Here is an 18960-nt window from a genome sequence, read left to right on the forward strand (position 1 = left end):
CATATCGATGGCGGCAACGCATGGATGATGGCTTGGGAGCCGTGTTTCCGTCACGGTTCCTTGAATTTCTTGCGCAGTTGCCGAAAAGTTGGAATAAGCATCAAGTCCCAGCTGTTTTGTAGCTTGGATAGTGAACATACGAGGAGGAAACATGGCTGAACGCAGTTTGCGTGGTATGAGTATCGGGGCGAAGTCACTCGAGTCCGATGACAATGTGGACTTTGCGGCGCGTACGGACGTCGCCTATGTCTGTCCCAAGGGGCATCGCACAATCCTGCCATTCGCGGAAGGTGCAGAGATTCCCGATCAGTGGGAGTGCCGCTGCGGCGAGATAGCCCACCGCGAGGGGGAGCAGGACCAGGAAGCCGATGAGATCACCAAGCCCACCCGCACGCACTGGGACATGCTTCTCGAACGCCGTTCGATGGATGAGCTGAAGACGCTGCTTGACAAGCGTCTGGGAATGCACCATGAGGGTTGGATTCCCGACTACGAGTAGTCGCTTCTCCATTTGCACGAGAAATAGTACTGGGCATTCCAGAGCATTCCTTGGCATCGGCCATCGTGTGTGAGGAATGCAGACATTGATTGAGCACTGATATGCGGGCTGGCCCCAAGGTCCGATGCCCGAAGGAGCAGAATAATGGTTGCACATCCACTGAAAGTCGTTCTCCTGGATCTCGATGGAACGTTGACCGAATCCGCGCCGGGGATTCTCGCGTCAGTCAGGAAAACCTTCGAAGCCATCGAAATGCCAGTTCCAGATGAACACGAGCTTCAGCAGTTCATTGGTCCCGCGATAGTAGACTCGCTGAAGCGCAACCATGTTCCTGAGGATAAGATGCCGCTTGCCGTAGATACCTATCGCAGCTATTACAGCGACAGGCCAGCCTTTGACGATCCAAACGAACCAGGTGCGAAGGTCCCCGGGAAACTGGTGAACGTGATGTATCCCGGCATCATCGATCAGCTGAGAAGGCTTCGCTCATCGGGCTATTATCTTGCAATCGCCACATGCAAGCCCGAATACCAGGCCATTCCAATATGCGAGCACTTTCATCTCAGCGAAGAGGTGGATGGCATATATGGCGCAAGCCGCGACATGACCCGCCTGAACAAGGACCAGGTCATACGATACGCCTTTGAGTCCATTGGATTCGATGAATCGGTCGGCGACGTGGCCATCATGGTCGGCGACCGGTGGACCGACGTCGACGGCGCGAATGCGGTCGGCATCGCTTCCATAGGATGCAATTGGGGCTATGCGAATCCCGGAGAGCTCAAGGAACATGGAGTCACGATGACCATCGATGCCGTCGATGATCTCAGCACGGCGACGGATTCATTGTTCTCGTCTATTTCCAGGAGCGGCAAGGACGACACAAGGAATAAGGCCGACAAGGTCCTGACCGAGCAGGAATGAGGCCAGGTCAGCCTGCGGTTGTGGGTAGACACAACAGGCAGACACTGATATACACGGACAGACATAGTCAGATAAAGATAGACACCGATATTTCAAGGCTTTTTATTTCAAGGCTTTTGTAACTAGCCGATAATGTACGTTATGTCAGATTATAATTTGCTGGAATCCAGATAATACACTGAGACCACGGCATATATCCTTCTACCTGAGTCTCACACGCGAATCATGTGCATGCTTGTCATTAATTGCAGCAGCCTGTGCTTCAATGCACGCTGTTGTATCATCTTGCCGTTATCTCAGTGGAATCACTGTACATCGCACAACACCCGCGAAATCACACCGCGAAATCACATTCCGGTGGAATCACAGCCTGTCGGATCAGCCCTATGCGGCTATCTCACGTTCCTGACGATGCATCTCAAGCTTTCTGCGGACGCGCATCGCAGTGAGTTCATCGATTGGTCTTCCTTGTACGCGTGACTGCCCGGCATGTGTAAGGTCAACATAGTCCTCGGTCTCGAGACTGTCTTGAATCTCATGCCAGACCTTGGCGACGGAAAGACCGAAAACGGCGCTGCCGCGAGAAAGGAATCGTGACATTTCCTCAACGTCATTGCATTCATGCACTGTGTCGCCATCGCACATGACGGTCAGGCTTTCCAGATCCGACACTGAACGCCGAGTGAGAAACTCTATCGCACGGGTGACATTCTGCAGGTTGACGCCAGCATCGAGAAGTCTTTTGGAGATCGCGAGAATGACGACATCCTTGAACGAATACAGCCTTCTGGAGCCAGAACCATGCGAAGGCTTGATCGAAGGTTCGACGATCTGCTTGCGAGCCCAGTAATCAAGCTGCCGATAGGTGATGCCGGCGACCTTCGAGGCCACTGTCCCCCGATATCCGCGAGTCTGGCCCTCTTCATCGTTCGCAGAGAACAGTTCACCCTGTACCGCATCGTCCGCGTGCAAGGAGTTCCTTTCCTCCAGGGGAACATGAAGATGAAGATCAGGCTGCCCTATGCTCGAAGTGTCGCTCATCTCTGCCATCTGCGGTCCCCTCATCCGACGCTCAGCGAATGCACCAAAGTCTGCACCTACGAACGCTTCTTTTCCATCTCTTCATATATGAGTCTAATCGCCTGCGGAAGCGTCTCAGTTCTGCACAACGGCGGATTTTGTGAAGAATACCAATCTGAACTTACCAATTTGGATTTCGTCACCAGCATGAAGCTCTATGTCATCCACGCGCTGGCGATTGACGTACGTGCCGTTGAGACTGCCAGCATCGAGCACGTGGTAATGGTTGCCGACCTTTCTGAAGACCGCGTGAGCCCTTGATACCGTGGAATCGTCGAGGAGGATGTCAGCGTTCTGGTCGCGCCCTACCGTGACCTCGTCTTCATCGAGAAGGTACCGGGAGCCGGAAACCGCCCCTCGAGTCGAGATCAGCAGAGCCGTTCCCTCCGAAAGCTTCGCTATCGTTTCCAGATCTTCCTTGATCAAAGGACGATCGGTCGTCGTTACTACTGGCATATTGAGTGCAGGCAGACCGATGATCGTGGTTTCGCCTGCTGTTGGAATTGGATCAGTCATAGATGTCATTCTACCGTCTTTGCATACTTGTATGTCTGAGAGCGCCGAACCTCGTCGATTTTGACACTTTCCTGTTGCTTCAGCACTACCTTTGCATTGTATTGCACTTTGAGTCTCGAGCCCACTCCCCCGGCGATCTGGATTGCGTTCTGCAGATCTTCCGGATTGCCGATGGCCTTGATCGTGTATGGCGAGCTCGCAGTCCGTCCATCGACGTTCAAGCCGGACTTCGTGTCCTTGATATAAGAGGAAGTGACGATGCGAACCGAGTTGAACGATATGACCTCGGCACCGGCATTGCGCAGCTCCTCGACCAGGGTGAACATCGTGGAAGCATCGACATGAGTCTTCCCCTGGGTGACGGTGATCGTGATTCCCTTGCCCGTCGCAGGCAACCTTCCCGAGAGAATGCCGTTCGTGGTCTGGTTCTGGGCTGCGATTCTTGCAGCTTCCTCCTGCTTGTCGGCCGCAGACTGAATGGACTGCAGCTGAGAGCTCAGTTCCGTCCTTCGCTGCTCGAGCTTGTCGACCTGGGTGCTTGTTTCATCGAGCACACGCACCAATTCGTCTTCCGTAAGAGACTCGTATGATGATTCGGTGTTGCGCATCTGAGCGACATAGCCGAAGCCCAGCAGCGCGCATAGCAGCGCGACGAGCACGCTGCTGACCATGCGGGCACGCCGGGCATTGTTCTTCTGCGCATGCGGCGGCTTTCTGCGGACAATCGGGAACGAGCCCGTATCCGTCGTGTCGTTGAACTTGTCCTTTGAATTCATGCGACGGTAACGGGGAATCGCCGCATGTTGCTCATGTTGTTCCCTTGCCATGATCAACCCTTAAAAATAAATCGACGAATGGCGGAGACGTTGGAGAAAATCCTTATTCCCAACACGACGATGACAGCCGTCGACAGCTGCGAGCCGACGCCGAGCTGATTGCCAAGCAGCACGAGCAGCGTCGCCGTTATCACGTTTGACAGGAAGGAGATCACGAACACCTTGTCGGAGAAGCTTCGCTCGAAGAAGGAACGCGCCGCGCCCAGCAATGCGTCAAGAGCCGCAACGACCATGATCGGAAGATATGGCTGCACGACGATGGGAATGTCAGGCTGCAGGAAGATGCCGAAAACTACACCTGCGATCAAACCTAAAACTGCGGCCATGGTCACTCGCTCCTTTTTGCATATGTCAGATCCGGCGTTCCTACGGTGCTGCTCATTGTAATCATAGTTTCCTTCGAAACCTTGGGATGAATCCCCGCCTTGTCCAAAGTGTCGTAGAAAGAACTCTCCGCAGCGCTGCCCATGGCGTTCTTCAGTGTATCGGCATTCCCTATCGCGGTAATCGTATAGGGACTTTGTATCGAGTTCAGACCGACGAGTATGGTGCTTCCGGCCGTCCTCACCGAGGTCTGCACCCCGACTCGATAGCCGTTGATCGAGATCGCCTCGGCACCCGCTCCCCAGAGCTTGGACACGAACTGCTGCAGATCGATGTCGGTGATGACGCGGATGTCATCGGTATCGCTGTCCGTGGTCCCTGCGGAATCCGTCGCCGCGATGGGGTTGGCGAGACTGATGGATATGCCCTGCCCCTGTACTTTCGTGAAACCATTGAGCAGATTGTCCCTGTCGGCCGTCTGGTTGTCGCTGTCCCCTCCAACCTCGTCCGACAATGAGTCGATCTGACTGAGAAGCTTGCCTATCTGGTCGCTGGTCGTATTGTATGACTTGGTTTCGGATTCGACCTGCGCGATGAGTTTCTCACGTATCTTGCTTCGCGGGTCCGTGTGCAGTTCCCGGACGATCACGGAACCCGCCAGACCCACAGCCAGACAGATGAAGAATACCAGGCACCGTGACAGCCATACCCGCAGCGGACCGCGTTCGTCATGAACCAATGTCGCATCGCTGAACATCGGGTCAAGGGGGCGGTTCGTCAGATCGTCGATGAGGCTCAGGGATTCATCATCGATGCGTCTGCGTCGATTGCGAATGTCGGAGATGGTCTCTGGAAGCCGATACACATGACGTTCGGCAAGTCCTGCGACGCCATCCGAAAAGACCGCCCTGCTGCGAAATGGCATCCGGTCATGACTTACCGGAAAGGATCTGGGCTGACGGATGTCATTCATGGTCATGCTCTTCGCGCATCAAGGAAATCCCTTGGCGAAGGTAGAGCACGCCTGCGTACCAATAGAAGACGACGCCCCACAGCACGACCGCAAGGGAAATGAGATGAAGCACCCGGAACTCCGGACCTGCCCAGGCATCCGCGACGATAAGTGCGGGAATCCCGATCATAAGCAGCGCAGTGCCTGTCTTTCCTGCGAAATGAACAGGCAGCGGACCATAGTCGTATTGCGCAAGCACGACGATGAGTCCACCCATCAGCAGGTCACGAAGACCCACGACGATCAGAAGCCACCAGGGTAGGATATGGGAGACGCCAAGCGCCAGAATGGTAAAGAAGATCAGCATGCGATCCGCTATCGGATCGAGGATCTGACCGGCCTTGCTGACCTGGTTGAATCGTCTGGCAATGTATCCGTCGACTCCATCGGAAAGGGCCGACACGAGTATCAGCAGCAGCGACAGTACGAGATGGCGCTGAGATACCAGCACGGTGATGAACGGGATGCACGCGATTCTCATCAGGCTGATTGCGTTCGGAACCGTCCATATCGTGTCTTTAGCCTCTGGGCTGTATTTGCTTTCCACTGTGAGGTCCTTAAGTGTCATGCTCACATTCTCGATGCCTGCAGTGCAGTCACGATGATGGCACGGGCTCCTACGTCATAGAGTCTGTCCATCAAGGTGTTCACGGTTTCCTTGGGAACCATGACGCGCACCGCAGACCATTGCCTGTCGTGGAGGTGGGAAACTGTTGGAGATTCGAAGCCCGGGGTGATGTCGACCGCCTCCTGGACCTTCTCCGTCGGAATGTCGTAGTCCATCAGAACGTAATGGTGGGCCGTGAGCACACCCTGGAGCCGCCTGCTGAACTTGATCATGCGCTCGTCATCGACTCTGACGCGCGGCGAACGAATCAGAATGCCTTCGGAGTGAAGGATGGGATCCGCAAAGATCCTCAACCCTGCATTGCGCATCGTCGTCCCGGTCGACACCACGTCCGCGATCAGATCCGCGACTCCCAGATGGACGGAAGATTCGACGGCGCCATCCAGATGGATGATCTCCGCTGAGATGCCACGCTCCTTGAGGTAGTCCCCCACGAGCTTGTCATATGAACTTGCGACGCGCTTTGCGTTGATGCCTTCAAGCGTTTTGATGTCTGAGCCCTCAGGCGACGCGAAGCGGAAAGTGGATGCGCCGAAGCCCAGCTTGAGGTGTTCGACCGCGGCAGTTCCCGAATTCAGCAGCAGATCGCGACCGGTGATGCCCACATCGACGGTTCCACGCCCGACATACACTGCTATGTCCAATGGACGCAGATAGAAGAGCTCGATATCGTTATCGTGATCCTCCACGACCAGCTGACGAGGATTCGTCCTCAGCTTGTATCCAGCCTCTGCCAGCATGTTCCATGATGGCTGTGAGAGCATTCCCTTGTTTGGCACCGCTATTCTTAACATCGACCCTCCTACATGCAGGCTTGCATGATAATGTTCGCATACCCATTTGTTTGCGTGTGCTTCCCCGCTTCGAAAGCGCATCCGACGACATTGAATTCTGGATGAATCACAGATATCTGTATACGTCTTCGATGCTGATGCCACGATCGATCATCATGACCTGCATGTGATAGAGGAGCTGGCTCATCTCCTCGGCGGTGCGGTCCGCGCCTTCATATTCGGCTGCGATCCACGTCTCACCAGCCTCCTCGATGATCTTCTTGCCGATGAAGTGAGTGCCCTTCGCAAGCTCTTCGACCGTGAGTGAGCCCTCCTGCCGGCTGGCTGCCTTCTCGGATAGTTCCTTGAACAGCGATTCAAATGTCTTCATGCTAACTGACCGTTCCCTCTGTGACCTATGTCTGAAATCCGTAACTTCACGAGCCCTTGCCTCGAGCCTAGTCGCGATAGGCGGCCTGGGCGAGATTCCTGATATCGTCGATCGCCTGCGCCTGATTCGGCGAGCCATAGACTGCGGAACCTGCGACCAGGACATCCGCGCCTGCCTCGGCGACGACATGTGCGGTCGATGGGCTGACGCCGCCGTCAACCTGGATATGCGTATCAAGTCCGCGACGCTTGATCTCGTCGCGCAGACGGCGGGTCTTGCTCATCTGATTGGCCAGGAATTTCTGTCCGCCGAATCCTGGTTCGACGGTCATGATGAGAATCATGTCAAACTCTTCAAGGATGTCGAAAATTGGCTCTACCGACTCCGCAGGACGCACTGCATAGCATGCCTTGACACCCATTGCGCGCAATTGGCGTGCCAGTCGCACCGGTGCATGGGTGGCGCCCATATGGAACGAAATCGAAGACGCACCCAGCTTGGCGAATTCGGGAGCCCAGCGGTCTGGGTCCTCGATCATGAGATGAACGTCAACCGGGAGATCGGTGACCTCGCAGATTCTCTTGACGATGGGTTCGCCCAAGGTCAGATTCGGAACGAAATGATGGTCCATGACATCGACATGGACAAGATCCGCATTGTCGATTGCGTGAAGGTCACGTTCGAGGTTGGCGAAATCCGCGGAAAGGATGCTTGGTGCAATTTGAATACTCATATTCGCCATTCTAGGCAATACGAAAGACGAAGGAACACCGGGTCATGCCTTCTCACCTCTATGCAAAGATTCCTCGTCGGACGGTCTCTCCTGCTCGCCCGATGCGCTGCCATCATCCTCGCTATCCTCGCCCTGATTCGTGACGGGGTCGGCATCGGCCGCGTCACCGCGAGGCTGTGCCTGTGTTGAAGTCGAGTCAGCCTGCTCACGCGCCTCAAGCTCGCTGATCGCACGAAGCTTTTCCGAAAGCAATGCGGTGGGCTTCCCGTATCTCTGGACCAGGATGAAGGCGAACACGCCCAGGATGAAGACGACCATCGAAACCCAGACATTGATCCTGACACCGAGGAATTCGTGCGCGAAATCGATGCGCAGCATCTCGATCCAGGTGCGCCCGGCCGTGTACCACATCACATAGATTGTGAACAGGGAGCCCGCCTTGAGAACTCGGGCTGTCTTTCTGCCAATCCAGAGAATGAGGGTGGCACCAATCAGGTTCCAGATCATCTCGTACAGGAATGTCGGCTGGAACAGGGTGCCGGTGGGGCATGAGGAGCCATCATAGCAAAGTTCGCCACTGCCGATCGCAGTGCCGGTGACGTTCAATTTCAATCCCCAGGGCAATGTCGTCGGAGCACCGTAAAGCTCCTGATTGAACCAGTTTCCCAGACGCCCGATGGCCTGGGCGACCAGCAGGGCAGGAGCGATGGTGTCGCTCAGCAATGCCATGGGATAATGCCTGTGCCTGCACCACCCCCAGGCAGCGAGCGAACCGAGCAGCACCGCCCCCCAGATGCCGAGACCACCATTCCAGATGCGAAACATGTCGACCCAATCGCCGGTCGGACCGAAGAAACGCTCGGGAGTGGTGATGATGTGATATATTCTCGCACCTATGATGCCTGCGGGAACTGCGCAGATGGCGATGTCAAGGATCTGATCGCCGATCCCTCCGAGCTTCTTCCATCTCACGGTCGCTATCCAGACTGCAACCACGATTGCCAGAAGCATCGTCAGCGCATAGAAGTGTATGGTCAGCGGACCGATGGTGAACTCGGATATCGACGGCGAAGGAATATACGCTAGGTTCATGACTCCCCAATCAGTTGTCTTGTCGCAGCCCGCCGGAACATACAGGCGCATGGGGCAGGCGAAGCAACTCCGCCTGCCGGCATCCTCATGCAACCTCGACGCTTCATAGAGCCATATGCAATACTAGAGCATCCTCGCAGATCGCATGCACATGGCGATGGTTCTAGCCCCGCGCCTGGTGAATGGCATCTGCAAGTTCGCGTGTCGTGCGCGCCAGGTCTTCAAGGCCCTGCCTCTGGTCCTTGACCCTGCTCCCTGATTCATCAAGCAATTGATGGACGAGGGCGGAACCGACAATCACACCGTCAGCGTAACTGCCGACCTTGGCACCCTGTTCCGGCGTCGAGACCCCGATGCCGACGCAGACCTTCTCGGCGCCTGCCTGACGGGTACGCTCGACAAGAAGCTCGGGCGAAGACGATATCGTCGTGCGCTCGCCGGTGACGCCCATGCGCGAAGCCGCATAGACGAAGCCCCGCGCGTTGCGCGCAACGAGGGAAAGCCTTGCTTCGGTCGAGTCGGGAGACACGAGGAAGACTCGATCGAGGCCATAGCGATCCGATGCCTCTATCCATTCCCCGGCCTCGTCGGGAATCAAGTCTGGCGTTATCAGTCCCGCGCCACCGGCATTCGAGAAGTCGCGCGCAAATCGCTCGACACCATAATGGAAGATAAGGTTCCAATAGCTCATGATCAACGGGACACCACCCGCCTTTGCCACGGTCTCGACCGCATCGAAGACTCCGGCAATGCGCTCGCCGTTGTCCAGAGCTATGTGCGATGCCGCCTGAATGACAGGGCCATCCATCACAGGGTCCGAATAGGGCAGGCCGATCTCGACGATGTCGACGCCGTTTCTGACCAGGGTGTCGAATGCCTTCAGCGAGTATTCCCCATCGGGGAATCCATATGGCAGATAGCCGATGAAGGCAGGGGCGTTCCCTTCGGCAAGCCTGTTCAGTGCGGACGCCGTCTTGCTCGACCCCTGCGCGAAGCCCAGTGGCTGCGTCTGCCCTGACTCGTCTGCGATCTCGGACGAGGATCCTGATTCTTTGCTTATGTCGCTCATATCGATCACTATTCTCCGTCTTTCCCATTGCTGGCGGCATCGTCAACGTTATTGCCATGAGCCCCGTTCGCATCCAGGGCGCGGGACTGTTCATCGGTGAGGAATCCGAACCACTTTCCGGCCGTCGCCACATCCTTGTCCCCTCTGCCCGAGATGTTGATGACCAGGACTGGGTTGGTGACGCCCTTGTCCTTGAGGTCCTGGGCAGCCTTGTATGCACCGGCGACGGCATGCGACGATTCGAGCGCGGGTATGATTCCCTCGCTGCGAGACAGATCCAGGAAGGCGCTCATCGCCTCCTCGTCAGTCGCGTAGTCGTAATGGACGCGGCCGATATCCTTGAGCCATGCATGCTCAGGACCCACGGAAGCATAGTCGAGTCCCGCAGAGATGGAGTATGTATCGAGGGTCTGGCCCTCGGCATTCTCGAGCAGGTAGGACTTCGCACCCTGGAAGACGCCAAGCTCACCAGTCCCATCGGTCAGACGGATCGCATGGTCGCCTGATTGCGGCCCGTTGCCACCAGCCTCGTACGCATAGAGGCGTACTCGCTCGTCATCAAGGAAGGCATTCATGATGCCGATGGCGTTCGAGCCGCCTCCGACGCATGCGACCACCGCATCGGGATGTTCGATGCCATAGTCGTTCTGGAGCTGTTCCTTCGCCTCTTCACCGATGATCTTCTGAAAGTCACGGACCATGGTCGGAAATGGATGCGGACCTGCGACGGTGCCGAGAAGATAGTGGGTGTCCTCCACGTTCGTGACCCAGTCGCGCAAGGCCTCGTTGATGGCGTCCTTGAGGATTCTGGTCCCCTGCGTCACCTCGACGACCTCAGCGCCGAGCATGCGCATGCGGGCGACATTGAGCGCCTGCCGACGTGCGTCGATCTGTCCCATGTAGATGCGGCATTTCAAGCCAAGCAATGCACAGACCGTGGCCGTCGCAACGCCATGCTGGCCTGCACCCGTTTCGGCGATCACGCGATGCTTGCCCATGCGCTTGACGAGGAGTCCCTGGCCGAGCGCGTTGTTGATCTTATGGGCGCCAGTATGGTTCAGATCCTCGCGCTTGAGGAAGATGCGAAGCGGAGCCCCGACCTTGTCGCTGACGAGCCTGGCGAATCTCGGCGCCTCCGTAAGCGATGAGGGGCGGCCTACGTACTGCTTGCACAGGCGTGCGAACTCCTTATGGAATTCGGGATCTGCCTGGGCCTCTCCGTACACCTTCTCGAGTTCATCGAGCGCATGTATCAGTGCCTCCGGAACGTATCGTCCGCCATACTGGCCAAAATATGGACCATTATGCGTGCTCAGCGGCCTGCTTTCCGATTCCTTCACGACTTTTCCTCCTTCTACGAGACGTCTGACCGCGAGCTCATGGTCCTTCGCAGTCGCCACGCCTTCGCCCACCAGCACGGCATCCGCACCGGCACGGGCATACATTTCCAATTCCTTCAGGCCGAACACACCGGATTCCGCGACACGGATGACATCCTTCGGAAGATCGCGGGCCAAGGCCTTGTATTTGTTGACGTCGACCGACAGATCCTTGAGATTGCGCGCATTGATGCCGATGATGCTCGCACCGGCGGCCACTGCCCTGTCGATCTCCTCGCTCGTGTGCGTTTCGACAAGCGCGCTGAGCCCGAGCGAGCGGGCAAGCTCAAGCAGTGAGCGGAGTCTCGCATCGTCAAGCGCAGCCACGATAAGCAGCACGATGTCGGCTCCATGGGCGCGAGCCTCCCAGATCTGATATTCGGTCACTATGAAGTCCTTGTTCAGCACAGGAATCTTCACGGCCCGCCTCACGGCGTCAAGATCGGCAAAGCTGCCCAGAAAGCGCCTGCGTTCGGTAAGCACCGATATGGCGCTCGCTCCACCGCGCTGATACTGGCCTGCAAGCAGTGCCGGATCAGGAATGTCGGCGAGATGGCCCTTGGACGGCGAGGCACGTTTTATCTCGGCGATGATGGGAATCGAATCAGGCTGCCTCAGCCATCGAGTGGCATCCAAGGGCGTGTTCGTCATGTTCCTGACCTGCTCCTGAAGCTGGGTCAAGGAAATCCTGGCTTCGCGCTCGCGCTGATCCTGCAGCGCTCCCGCGACCAATTCATCAAGGACTGACATCATTCACCTCGCTGGTTCCACTTGCTCTATATTGCGTGTCTAGCATATGAGACACTTTGTCTCAAATCATTGATCAGATCTGGGTCAGCTGCGCTGCGATCTGAATGGCCTCGACCGAAGCCTCGGCCTTGTTGCGCGTCTCCTGCCACTCGTTCGCGGGCACGGAATCGAGCACGATGCCCGCTCCGGCCTGGACGCTGGCCTGATGATCGCGTATGAAGGCAGTGCGGATGGCGATCGCCATGTCCATGTTGCCCGAAAAATCGAAGTAGCCTGCCGTGCCGCCATAGATGCCACGGTCGATGCCCTCGATGTCGTCGATGATGCCGATGGCACTCGTCTTCGGCGCACCGCTGAGCGTCCCTGCGGGGAACGCCGACGTGAAGACATCGAATGTCGAGGCGCCAGGTGCGAGCCTGCCGGTGACCGTGGATGCGATATGCATGATATGGCTGAAGCGCTTGATGTCCATCAGCGATATGACGCTCACGGTCGAGGGATCGCACACGCGTGACAGGTCGTTGCGTGCCAGATCGACAAGCATGATGTGCTCGCTGCGCTCCTTGGGATCTGCGATGAGCTCCTCGGCAAGGCGCCGATCCTCCTCGGGTGTCGCTCCGCGGGGACGCGATCCTGCGATCGGGAATGTCAGAGCCTGACCGCGGTCGACCTTGATAAGCGTCTCAGGGCTTGAGCCGATGACGTTGAAGTCTTTTCCCTGCGCATCGGTGAGCGCGAAGAAATACATGTACGGGCTGGGATTCAAGGTTCGCAACACCCGATATATGTCGAAGGGCCTTGAAGGCGCCTCCAGATCCAGGCGCTGCGAAATGACGACCTGGAATGCATCGCCGTCGACGATATGGCGCTGAGCCTTCGCCACCATACGCTCATACTCATGCTTTTCCGTGCGGAACCGCAGTTCGGGCCGTGGCCTGCTCTCGTCGATCCTGCCGATGAAGGCAGAGGACCTATCCGGATCCGCAGCATCCGCCTGCATCGTGTTGAGACGGGACACCGCCTCGTCATATGCGGCATCCGAGCGGGTCGGACGGTCATCGATGTTCACTGCATTTGCAATCATCCACACCGAACCGCTGAGATGGTCTACGACGGCTATGTCCGTCGCCAGGGCAAGCACGAGTTCAGGCTGACCGGTCTCATTCACAGCCCCGTGAGGCAGCTTGGACTCCCAATGCCTTATGGCGTCCCAGCCAATCGTTCCTACCAGTCCACTGGTAAGGTTCGGAAGGCCTTCGACCTCGGGAGCCTTGAGAACGCGAAGCGTCTCTCTGGCAACGTCAATGACATCACCGTGCTCAGGCACTCCGACGGGGACCTTTCCCAGCCAGTCTGCCTTGCCATCATGCGAACGCAACTGCGCGATGGAATGCACCCCTATGAAGGAATAGCGGCTCCACGAATCACCGTTCTCCGCAGTCTCGAGTATGAAGCTTCCGCTGCGGCCACGGGCAAGGCGCTCATAGAAGCCGACCGGCGTAAGGCTGTCTCCAAGCAATCGTCTTACGATAGGTATTATTCGGTATCCTGCATCGGCGAGTCTGTGGAATTCCTCGCGATCCGGCCAGGTCGAACCCCATTGCAGATCCTTGACGCTGCACTGCGAATCGTGCATGTCTGCCGCACGAAGCTGTTCGGACTCACTCATCAGACGCTCTTCTCATCTTTGCTACGCTCTCCAACGACTGCTGGAATCGGGCCTCCCGACAGGAAGCATGTGCGTGTTCCCTTGTGACACGCAGCTCCGACCTGGTCGACCTCGACAAGGATCGCATCCCCATCGCAATCGAGATTGAAGGCCTTGACATATTGCACATGGCCGGACGTATCGCCCTTTCGCCAGTACTCCTGCCTTGAACGCGACCAGAAGGTGACCCGACCCGTCGTCAGAGTGCGACGAACTGCCTCATCGTCCATGTATCCCACCATCAGGACCTCCTTGCTGTCATATTGCTGGATGACAGCTGCCACAAGGCCCTTGGAATCGTGCTTGAGACGATGCTGGATTCGCGGATCCAATGATTCGGAATTGTCGTATTGCAATGATGCTGCATCTGTAGAAGCTGACACTTGTGTTGTTTCCTTCAATCTATTCACGGCCTGACCTGCCTGGTTCATCTCAGTCTATTGCCTTGTCCACGCATCCGAGCGAAGCGTCTCACCTGCAGGTCTATCTCACCTGATATCCGGCGCTGCGCAGTGCGGTCTTGACCTCCGCGATGGTGATGATTCCATAATGGAACACGGACGCGGCGAGTACGGCATCGGCCCCGGCGGCGACGGCCGGGGGGAAATCCTCCACCTTTCCCGCACCGCCACTTGCTATGAGAGGAATCCTCACCTCTTTTCGCACCGCGGATATCATTTCAAGGTCGAAGCCGTTCTTGGTGCCATCGGCGTCCATGGAATTCAGAAGAATCTCACCGGCACCAAGCTCCTCGGCCCGTCTGACCCACCAGAGTGCATCTATTCCGGTACGCTTGCGTCCACCCATCGTGGTGACTTCAAAACCTGACTGAGTGTGCCGCTCACCCTGCTCGCGCCTCGCGTCTATCGAGAGAACGATGACCTGGCTCCCAAATCGGCTGGAAATGTCTGAGATGAGCTGTGGATTGTTGATCGCAGCCGTGTTGACGCCTATTTTATCTGCACCGCAGCGAAGGAGGGAATCGACATCCTCGACGCTGCGGACTCCCCCACCGACCGTCAACGGTATGAAAAGCTGCTCCGCGGTGCGGGTCACGACGTCGATCATCGTGTTGCGATGCGAGGACGAGGCTGTCACGTCAAGAAAGGTGAGCTCATCGGCTCCCTGACGATAGTATTCGGCCGCCAGCTCCACTGGATCGCCGGCATCGCGAAGGTTTTCGAAGTGAACGCCCTTGACGACCCTTCCCGCATCGACATCCAGGCAAGGGATGACCCTAATGGCAAGCGACATTTCGTGCTCCTCGTGTGATGGACCGTACCAGGATCGTGGCGCCCGAATGAAGGGCGCGACGGCCAAGCTGCTTTCCCGGCCCGCTTCAATTTTTTCTCAGCCTACTCATAACATACGACGCTTATATAACGTTCTCTGTGAACCGAGGCGTCGCATCGCGGATGCAATCTCATTGCAAGGTAAGAATCAGCACAGTCGCGATGAACGGTGCGCACATGAGAATGGAGTCGACTCGGTCGAGAACCCCGCCGTGCCCCTTGAGAAGGTGTCCCATGTCCTTTATGCCAAGGTCCCTCTTGATCATGGATGCGCACAGATCCCCGAAGGTTCCGACGACGCCCACGAGAATCCCCAGCATGATGGGAACCCACCATCGGGTTCTCCACAGATCCGCATCGAAGGCAATCGAAAATGCGACGAATGCGCCCGCCATCGCGAAGAGCATCGATCCCAGCAGCCCCTCGTATGATTTTTTCGGGGAAATCCTGGGGGAAAGCTTATGCCTGCCGAACATCGCGCCGAAGAACAGACCGCCGATATCGCTCAAGGCGGGAAGGAACACGAGCACACATGCGTTGATGAGGCTGAAGCGTGCATCGTGAAGTGGCAGAATCAGAAAGCATGCAAGCAGGGGGATGTATGCGACGGTGAGCAGCGACACCCCCACGTTCGAGAAGGCGCCCTTCGACGTAATCGCATTGTCATGGTTATATGAGGATTCCAGACGTGCGGAAGACTCCGACCGTGAAAGTTTGGTCGCGACCGCCATCGGCACGCGCGTGCCGATGCTCAGCCTCACCGTGGCCGCGATAAGGACAAGAATCATCGTGAGCATGATGCTCAGCCCCATCGCGATCAAGGGATGAGGCGCATAGAAGGTCGAGAGAATCGATAAGAGCGAGCATGCGGACAGTGTGATGAAGGGAATGTGCAGACCCGCCGTCGCAAAGTCGACGCGCAGCTCCCACAGTCCAAGAATCATGAAGACCGCGATGAGGAACACGAAGACATCGATCCTGATGAACAGGCACGCAAGGATGATGACCACCAGAAGCGCGCCCGTCGCGACTGCCTGGGGCATGTTCCGGCCAGTGCGCTTGTTGATTGCCTTCAAGGCATCTTCAGTTTCGTTCTGCATGGTGTGTCACTTCGAGATGATCGAACAATGGATATTTGCTGTTGCGCGCGTAAGTCCTTCAGACTTCCAGAATTTCCCTTTGCTTGCCTTCTAGCAGCTCATCGATGGAATCCGAAATCTTCTTCGTGACTGCGTCGAGATCCTTCTGCAGACGCTTTCCCTCGTCCTCGCCAAGGTCTCCGGACTTCACGGAAGCTTCGATGCCTTCCTTGGTCTTGCGGCGAATGTTGCGAACTGCGATCTTGCCATCTTCGGCCTTGCTCTTGGCGAGCTTGACATAGTCCTTGCGACGTTCCTCCGTCAATTCCGGAAGCGTCACCCTGATCACGTTGCCGTCACGGTTCGGGTTCACACCAAGATCCGAGTCCCTGATGGCCTTTTCCACGGCTGCCGCCTGGGACGCGTCGAAGGGAGTGACCGCAAGCGTGCGCGGCTCCGGAACTCCTATGGAGGCGAGAGCCTTCAATGGTGTGGGTGAGCCATAATAGTCGACGGTGATGCCATTGAGCAATGCTGGATTTGCACGACCCGTGCGGATACCGACAAAGTTCTCCTTGGTCGATTCGACGGACTTGTCCATCTGAGCCGCTGCCTGATCTACGATATTTGCCATGCGTATTCCTTGTCTAGTGGTTATTCGGTTACTGATTCCTGATCGCATACCATCGTGCCGAGCGATTCACCCTGCAATGCCTTCGTGACATTGTCCGCCTTCTCAAGTCCAAAGACACGAATCTTCATGCTGTTGTCACGAGCCATGGAAAGCGCTGCGGCATCCATCACCGCAAGGTTATCGACAAGCGCTCTCTTATAGCTGAGTTTGGTGAACATCCTGGCCGATGCGTCCTTATGGGGATCGGCTGTGTAGACGCCTTCGACGCCGTTCTTGCCCATCAGCACCTCGGCGCAGTGTATCTCGAGCGCACGTTGAATGGAAACCGTATCGGTCGAGAAATAAGGCATTCCCGCTCCGGCTCCGAAAATCACCACTCTGCCCTTTTCCAAGTGGCGTATCGCCTTCTGCGGAATGTATGGCTCCGCAACCTGCCCCATCGTTATTGCAGTCTGAACCCTCGTGGCCTGACCGGCCTGCTCCAGGAAGTCCTGGAGCGCGAGGCAGTTCATGACGGTGCCCAGCATTCCCATGTAATCTCCGCGTGAGCGTTCGATCCCGGCCTGGCTGAGCTGGGCGCCACGGAAGAAGTTGCCCCCGCCGACGACTATTGCAACCTGAACGCCGGTTTTCACAGCCGCAACTATCTCAGATGCTATGCGGCTCACGACCGCCGTGTCGACGCCAACGGCTCCCCCACCAAACGCCTCTCCGGAAAGCTTGAGAAGCACCCTTCTCGACCTTACCGGTGCATTGCTCTTATCATGATCGTCATCAGACACGTCGTCGTAGGTCATTTGAAGCCTTTCATTGCCTCGCAAGCCGTTTTAACCGTTTAACAGCGTATCTGCGAATACCGACAATCCGGCAGAATCTACCGTTCGGAGAATTCCACGCACGCGCAACGCAGCTGGCTGTCGTGCCGAAGCCGCGGTCGCGCCTTGATTTGATACCTTGACTCAATACATTGACTCGATACCTTGACTCAATGCCTTGGTTCGATACTCGATGCCTTGCAGGGCGAAGCATGAAGGCGCTGAATCCTCGCTGAGATGGAATGATTGGAAGGCTGAAGACGCCTCGAGGCATCTTCAGCGGATACACGAATGCGAAGGTGTGCCGAGCCGCATGTGCGGCGCATTGCACGATCCTTCGCATTCGTCTGGTCATCGATGGCCGATGTGGCGTTCCTGCACACGATTTATGGCAGGAAATGTGATTCTCTCGAACCACGCCGGGCATCGACCTTCATAGCTCTGTACTTTACAGCTATGTACTTCACAGCTCTTGCCCTCACAGCCTCAATCCTCAGGGCCTTGGCCTTGAAGACATCGGCTTGCAGAGCGTCGAGCTCAGGGGAATCACTCCTCTTCGCCCTTGCCCACTTCAAGACGGGCGAAGTCCACGGCCTGCGCACCCGCAGCCTTGAACAGGTCGCCGATTGTCTTGGAAGTGTCCTTGACATATTCCTGCTCCAACAGCACCGTCTCCTTGTAGAAGGAGTTAAGGCGCCCCTCGACGATGCGAGGAATGATCTTCTCGGGCTTGCCCTCAGCCTGAGACTTCTCGGTCGCGACGCGAGTCTCCGCCTCGACGACGTCAGCAGGAACGTCTTCGCGACGCAGCCACTTCGGGCTCATTGCGGAAATCTGCAATGCGACTTCGTGTGCGATCGAAGCGCCCGCCTCATCCGTTGCAATCACGGCAACGATGGAAGGAGGCAGTTCGACTGACTTGTGATGGGCATAGATCTCGACATGAGGTCCGGCAACGCGAGCAAACTGACCAAGCTTGACATGCTCGTGGAACAGGGCGCCAGCCTCTTCGATCGTCTCGCTGACGGTACCCGACTTCGAGGCGGCCTTGAGCACGTCGTCGGCCGATTGCGCGTCTGCCTTGGCAACGTCGGCAACAACCTCGTCACCGAACTCCACGAACTGCGGGGTCTTGGCGACGAAATCGGTCTCTGAATTCAATTCGACGGCATATGCGACCTGACCATCGGCATTGCTTGAGATCGTGGAGGCGATCAGGCCTTCCTGAGCCTTGCGCCCTTCTCGCTTGCCTGCAGCCTGGATGCCCTTGGCGCGAATGATTTCCTTTGCACGTGCAACATCGCCTTCGGCTTCGGTGAGCGCCTTCTTGACGTCCATCATTCCGGCGCCAGTTGCGTCACGCAGTTCCTTGATGAGTGCGGCAGTGATCTTTGCCATATAAACTCTCCTCTGTGTTAACGTGCCG

Annotated in this window: 21 protein-coding genes; 2 read left to right on the forward strand and 19 right to left on the reverse strand. The window is 56.8% G+C overall.

What is annotated here, in order from left to right; translation table 11 throughout:
* The first annotated feature begins 151 nt into the window (after positions 1–151).
* On the forward strand, positions 152–499 hold the full coding sequence (locus tag QN062_RS01635; protein ID WP_369341889.1) for an RNA polymerase-binding protein RbpA: 348 nt from the start codon (positions 152–154) through the stop codon (positions 497–499).
* Positions 500–643: 144 nt separating this feature from the next.
* Positions 644–1423, forward strand: coding sequence for an HAD hydrolase-like protein (locus QN062_RS01640; RefSeq protein WP_369341890.1), 780 nt, complete (start codon positions 644–646; stop codon positions 1421–1423).
* Between the two features lie 384 nt (positions 1424–1807).
* Here the strand turns inward: QN062_RS01640 and QN062_RS01645 are convergent, their stop codons facing one another.
* The 19 genes from QN062_RS01645 to tsf form a co-directional block, all read right to left on the reverse strand.
* Positions 1808–2446: a MerR family transcriptional regulator gene (locus QN062_RS01645; RefSeq protein WP_369342500.1), complete on the reverse strand. Its 639-nt coding sequence runs from the start codon at positions 2444–2446 to the stop codon at positions 1808–1810.
* Between the two features lie 132 nt (positions 2447–2578).
* A complete protein-coding gene (locus tag QN062_RS01650; RefSeq protein WP_369342501.1) occupies positions 2579–3019 on the reverse strand; it encodes an FHA domain-containing protein in 441 nt (146 codons plus the stop codon).
* Between the two features lie 5 nt (positions 3020–3024).
* Positions 3025–3846, reverse strand: coding sequence for a DUF881 domain-containing protein (locus QN062_RS01655; RefSeq protein WP_369341891.1), 822 nt, complete (start codon positions 3844–3846; stop codon positions 3025–3027).
* 2 nt (positions 3847–3848) lie between these two features.
* On the reverse strand, positions 3849–4181 hold the full coding sequence (locus QN062_RS01660; protein WP_369341892.1) for a small basic family protein: 333 nt from the start codon (positions 4179–4181) through the stop codon (positions 3849–3851).
* A gap of 2 nt (positions 4182–4183) precedes the next feature.
* Entirely contained in the window at positions 4184–5158 is a 975-nt protein-coding gene (locus QN062_RS01665) for a DUF881 domain-containing protein (protein ID WP_369341893.1), read from the reverse strand.
* Positions 5145–5759, reverse strand: coding sequence for a CDP-alcohol phosphatidyltransferase family protein (locus QN062_RS01670; protein WP_369341894.1), 615 nt, complete (start codon positions 5757–5759; stop codon positions 5145–5147). Before QN062_RS01670 ends, QN062_RS01665 begins: the two co-directional genes overlap by 14 nt.
* Before the next feature lie 2 nt (positions 5760–5761).
* The gene (gene hisG / locus QN062_RS01675) at positions 5762–6613 is read right to left on the reverse strand and encodes an ATP phosphoribosyltransferase (RefSeq protein WP_369341895.1); all 852 of its coding nucleotides are present in this window, start codon (positions 6611–6613) and stop codon (positions 5762–5764) included.
* A 106-nt stretch (positions 6614–6719) separates the two neighbouring features.
* On the reverse strand, positions 6720–6983 hold the full coding sequence (locus QN062_RS01680) for a phosphoribosyl-ATP diphosphatase (RefSeq protein WP_369341896.1): 264 nt from the start codon (positions 6981–6983) through the stop codon (positions 6720–6722).
* Positions 6984–7050: 67 nt separating this feature from the next.
* Positions 7051–7716: a ribulose-phosphate 3-epimerase gene (gene rpe, locus QN062_RS01685; RefSeq protein ID WP_369341897.1), complete on the reverse strand. Its 666-nt coding sequence runs from the start codon at positions 7714–7716 to the stop codon at positions 7051–7053.
* 42 nt (positions 7717–7758) lie between these two features.
* Positions 7759–8808 carry a prolipoprotein diacylglyceryl transferase gene (lgt, locus tag QN062_RS01690; RefSeq protein ID WP_369341898.1) on the reverse strand — a complete coding sequence of 350 codons (1050 nt, stop codon included), beginning with the start codon at positions 8806–8808 and terminating at the stop codon, positions 7759–7761.
* A 163-nt stretch (positions 8809–8971) separates the two neighbouring features.
* Positions 8972–9877: a tryptophan synthase subunit alpha gene (trpA, locus tag QN062_RS01695; protein WP_369341899.1), complete on the reverse strand. Its 906-nt coding sequence runs from the start codon at positions 9875–9877 to the stop codon at positions 8972–8974.
* Between the two features lie 8 nt (positions 9878–9885).
* Complete coding sequence (gene trpB / locus QN062_RS01700; RefSeq protein ID WP_369342502.1) at positions 9886–12006, reverse strand: tryptophan synthase subunit beta; 2121 nt, start codon at positions 12004–12006, stop codon at positions 9886–9888.
* 73 nt (positions 12007–12079) lie between these two features.
* Entirely contained in the window at positions 12080–13642 is a 1563-nt protein-coding gene (locus QN062_RS01705; RefSeq protein WP_369342503.1) for a chorismate-binding protein, read from the reverse strand.
* Positions 13643–13674: 32 nt separating this feature from the next.
* Positions 13675–14097: a phosphoribosyl-AMP cyclohydrolase gene (hisI, locus tag QN062_RS01710; RefSeq protein WP_369341900.1), complete on the reverse strand. Its 423-nt coding sequence runs from the start codon at positions 14095–14097 to the stop codon at positions 13675–13677.
* Between the two features lie 100 nt (positions 14098–14197).
* On the reverse strand, positions 14198–14968 hold the full coding sequence (gene hisF, locus QN062_RS01715; RefSeq protein WP_369341901.1) for an imidazole glycerol phosphate synthase subunit HisF: 771 nt from the start codon (positions 14966–14968) through the stop codon (positions 14198–14200).
* A gap of 169 nt (positions 14969–15137) precedes the next feature.
* Positions 15138–16106, reverse strand: a complete 969-nt coding sequence (locus QN062_RS01720) for a phosphatidate cytidylyltransferase (RefSeq protein ID WP_369341902.1) — start codon at positions 16104–16106, stop codon at positions 15138–15140.
* Between the two features lie 58 nt (positions 16107–16164).
* A complete protein-coding gene (gene frr / locus QN062_RS01725) occupies positions 16165–16719 on the reverse strand; it encodes a ribosome recycling factor (RefSeq protein WP_369341903.1) in 555 nt (184 codons plus the stop codon).
* Positions 16720–16739: 20 nt separating this feature from the next.
* On the reverse strand, positions 16740–17516 hold the full coding sequence (pyrH, locus tag QN062_RS01730) for a UMP kinase (protein ID WP_369341904.1): 777 nt from the start codon (positions 17514–17516) through the stop codon (positions 16740–16742).
* Between the two features lie 564 nt (positions 17517–18080).
* Positions 18081–18932, reverse strand: coding sequence for a translation elongation factor Ts (gene tsf / locus QN062_RS01735; RefSeq protein ID WP_369341905.1), 852 nt, complete (start codon positions 18930–18932; stop codon positions 18081–18083).
* Positions 18933–18960: the final 28 nt, after the last annotated feature.

This window comes from Bifidobacterium sp. WK012_4_13 (assembly GCF_041080835.1).
GTDB classification, from domain to species: Bacteria; Actinomycetota; Actinomycetes; order Actinomycetales; family Bifidobacteriaceae; genus Bombiscardovia; species Bombiscardovia fermentum.

Excerpts from the sequence above, each read along its gene's own strand:
- QN062_RS01660 (WP_369341892.1), bottom strand. The coding sequence starts at position 4,181 with ATGGCCGCAGTTTTAGGTTTGATCGCAGGTGTAGTTTTCGGCATCTTC.
- QN062_RS01665 (WP_369341893.1), bottom strand. The coding sequence starts at position 5,158 with ATGACCATGAATGACATCCGTCAGCCCAGATCCTTTCCGGTAAGTCAT.
- QN062_RS01635 (WP_369341889.1), top strand. The coding sequence starts at position 152 with ATGGCTGAACGCAGTTTGCGTGGTATGAGTATCGGGGCGAAGTCACTC.
- frr (WP_369341903.1), bottom strand. The coding sequence starts at position 16,719 with ATGGCAAATATCGTAGATCAGGCAGCGGCTCAGATGGACAAGTCCGTC.
- pyrH (WP_369341904.1), bottom strand. The coding sequence starts at position 17,516 with ATGACCTACGACGACGTGTCTGATGACGATCATGATAAGAGCAATGCA.
- QN062_RS01640 (WP_369341890.1), top strand. The coding sequence starts at position 644 with ATGGTTGCACATCCACTGAAAGTCGTTCTCCTGGATCTCGATGGAACG.
- tsf (WP_369341905.1), bottom strand. The coding sequence starts at position 18,932 with ATGGCAAAGATCACTGCCGCACTCATCAAGGAACTGCGTGACGCAACT.
- QN062_RS01720 (WP_369341902.1), bottom strand. The coding sequence starts at position 16,106 with ATGCAGAACGAAACTGAAGATGCCTTGAAGGCAATCAACAAGCGCACT.
- trpA (WP_369341899.1), bottom strand. The coding sequence starts at position 9,877 with ATGAGCGACATAAGCAAAGAATCAGGATCCTCGTCCGAGATCGCAGAC.
- QN062_RS01680 (WP_369341896.1), bottom strand. The coding sequence starts at position 6,983 with ATGAAGACATTTGAATCGCTGTTCAAGGAACTATCCGAGAAGGCAGCC.
- QN062_RS01655 (WP_369341891.1), bottom strand. The coding sequence starts at position 3,846 with ATGGCAAGGGAACAACATGAGCAACATGCGGCGATTCCCCGTTACCGT.
- rpe (WP_369341897.1), bottom strand. The coding sequence starts at position 7,716 with ATGAGTATTCAAATTGCACCAAGCATCCTTTCCGCGGATTTCGCCAAC.
- hisF (WP_369341901.1), bottom strand. The coding sequence starts at position 14,968 with ATGTCGCTTGCCATTAGGGTCATCCCTTGCCTGGATGTCGATGCGGGA.
- trpB (WP_369342502.1), bottom strand. The coding sequence starts at position 12,006 with ATGTCAGTCCTTGATGAATTGGTCGCGGGAGCGCTGCAGGATCAGCGC.
- hisG (WP_369341895.1), bottom strand. The coding sequence starts at position 6,613 with ATGTTAAGAATAGCGGTGCCAAACAAGGGAATGCTCTCACAGCCATCA.
- QN062_RS01705 (WP_369342503.1), bottom strand. The coding sequence starts at position 13,642 with ATGCACGATTCGCAGTGCAGCGTCAAGGATCTGCAATGGGGTTCGACC.
- QN062_RS01650 (WP_369342501.1), bottom strand. The coding sequence starts at position 3,019 with ATGACTGATCCAATTCCAACAGCAGGCGAAACCACGATCATCGGTCTG.
- QN062_RS01670 (WP_369341894.1), bottom strand. The coding sequence starts at position 5,759 with ATGACACTTAAGGACCTCACAGTGGAAAGCAAATACAGCCCAGAGGCT.
- lgt (WP_369341898.1), bottom strand. The coding sequence starts at position 8,808 with ATGAACCTAGCGTATATTCCTTCGCCGTCGATATCCGAGTTCACCATC.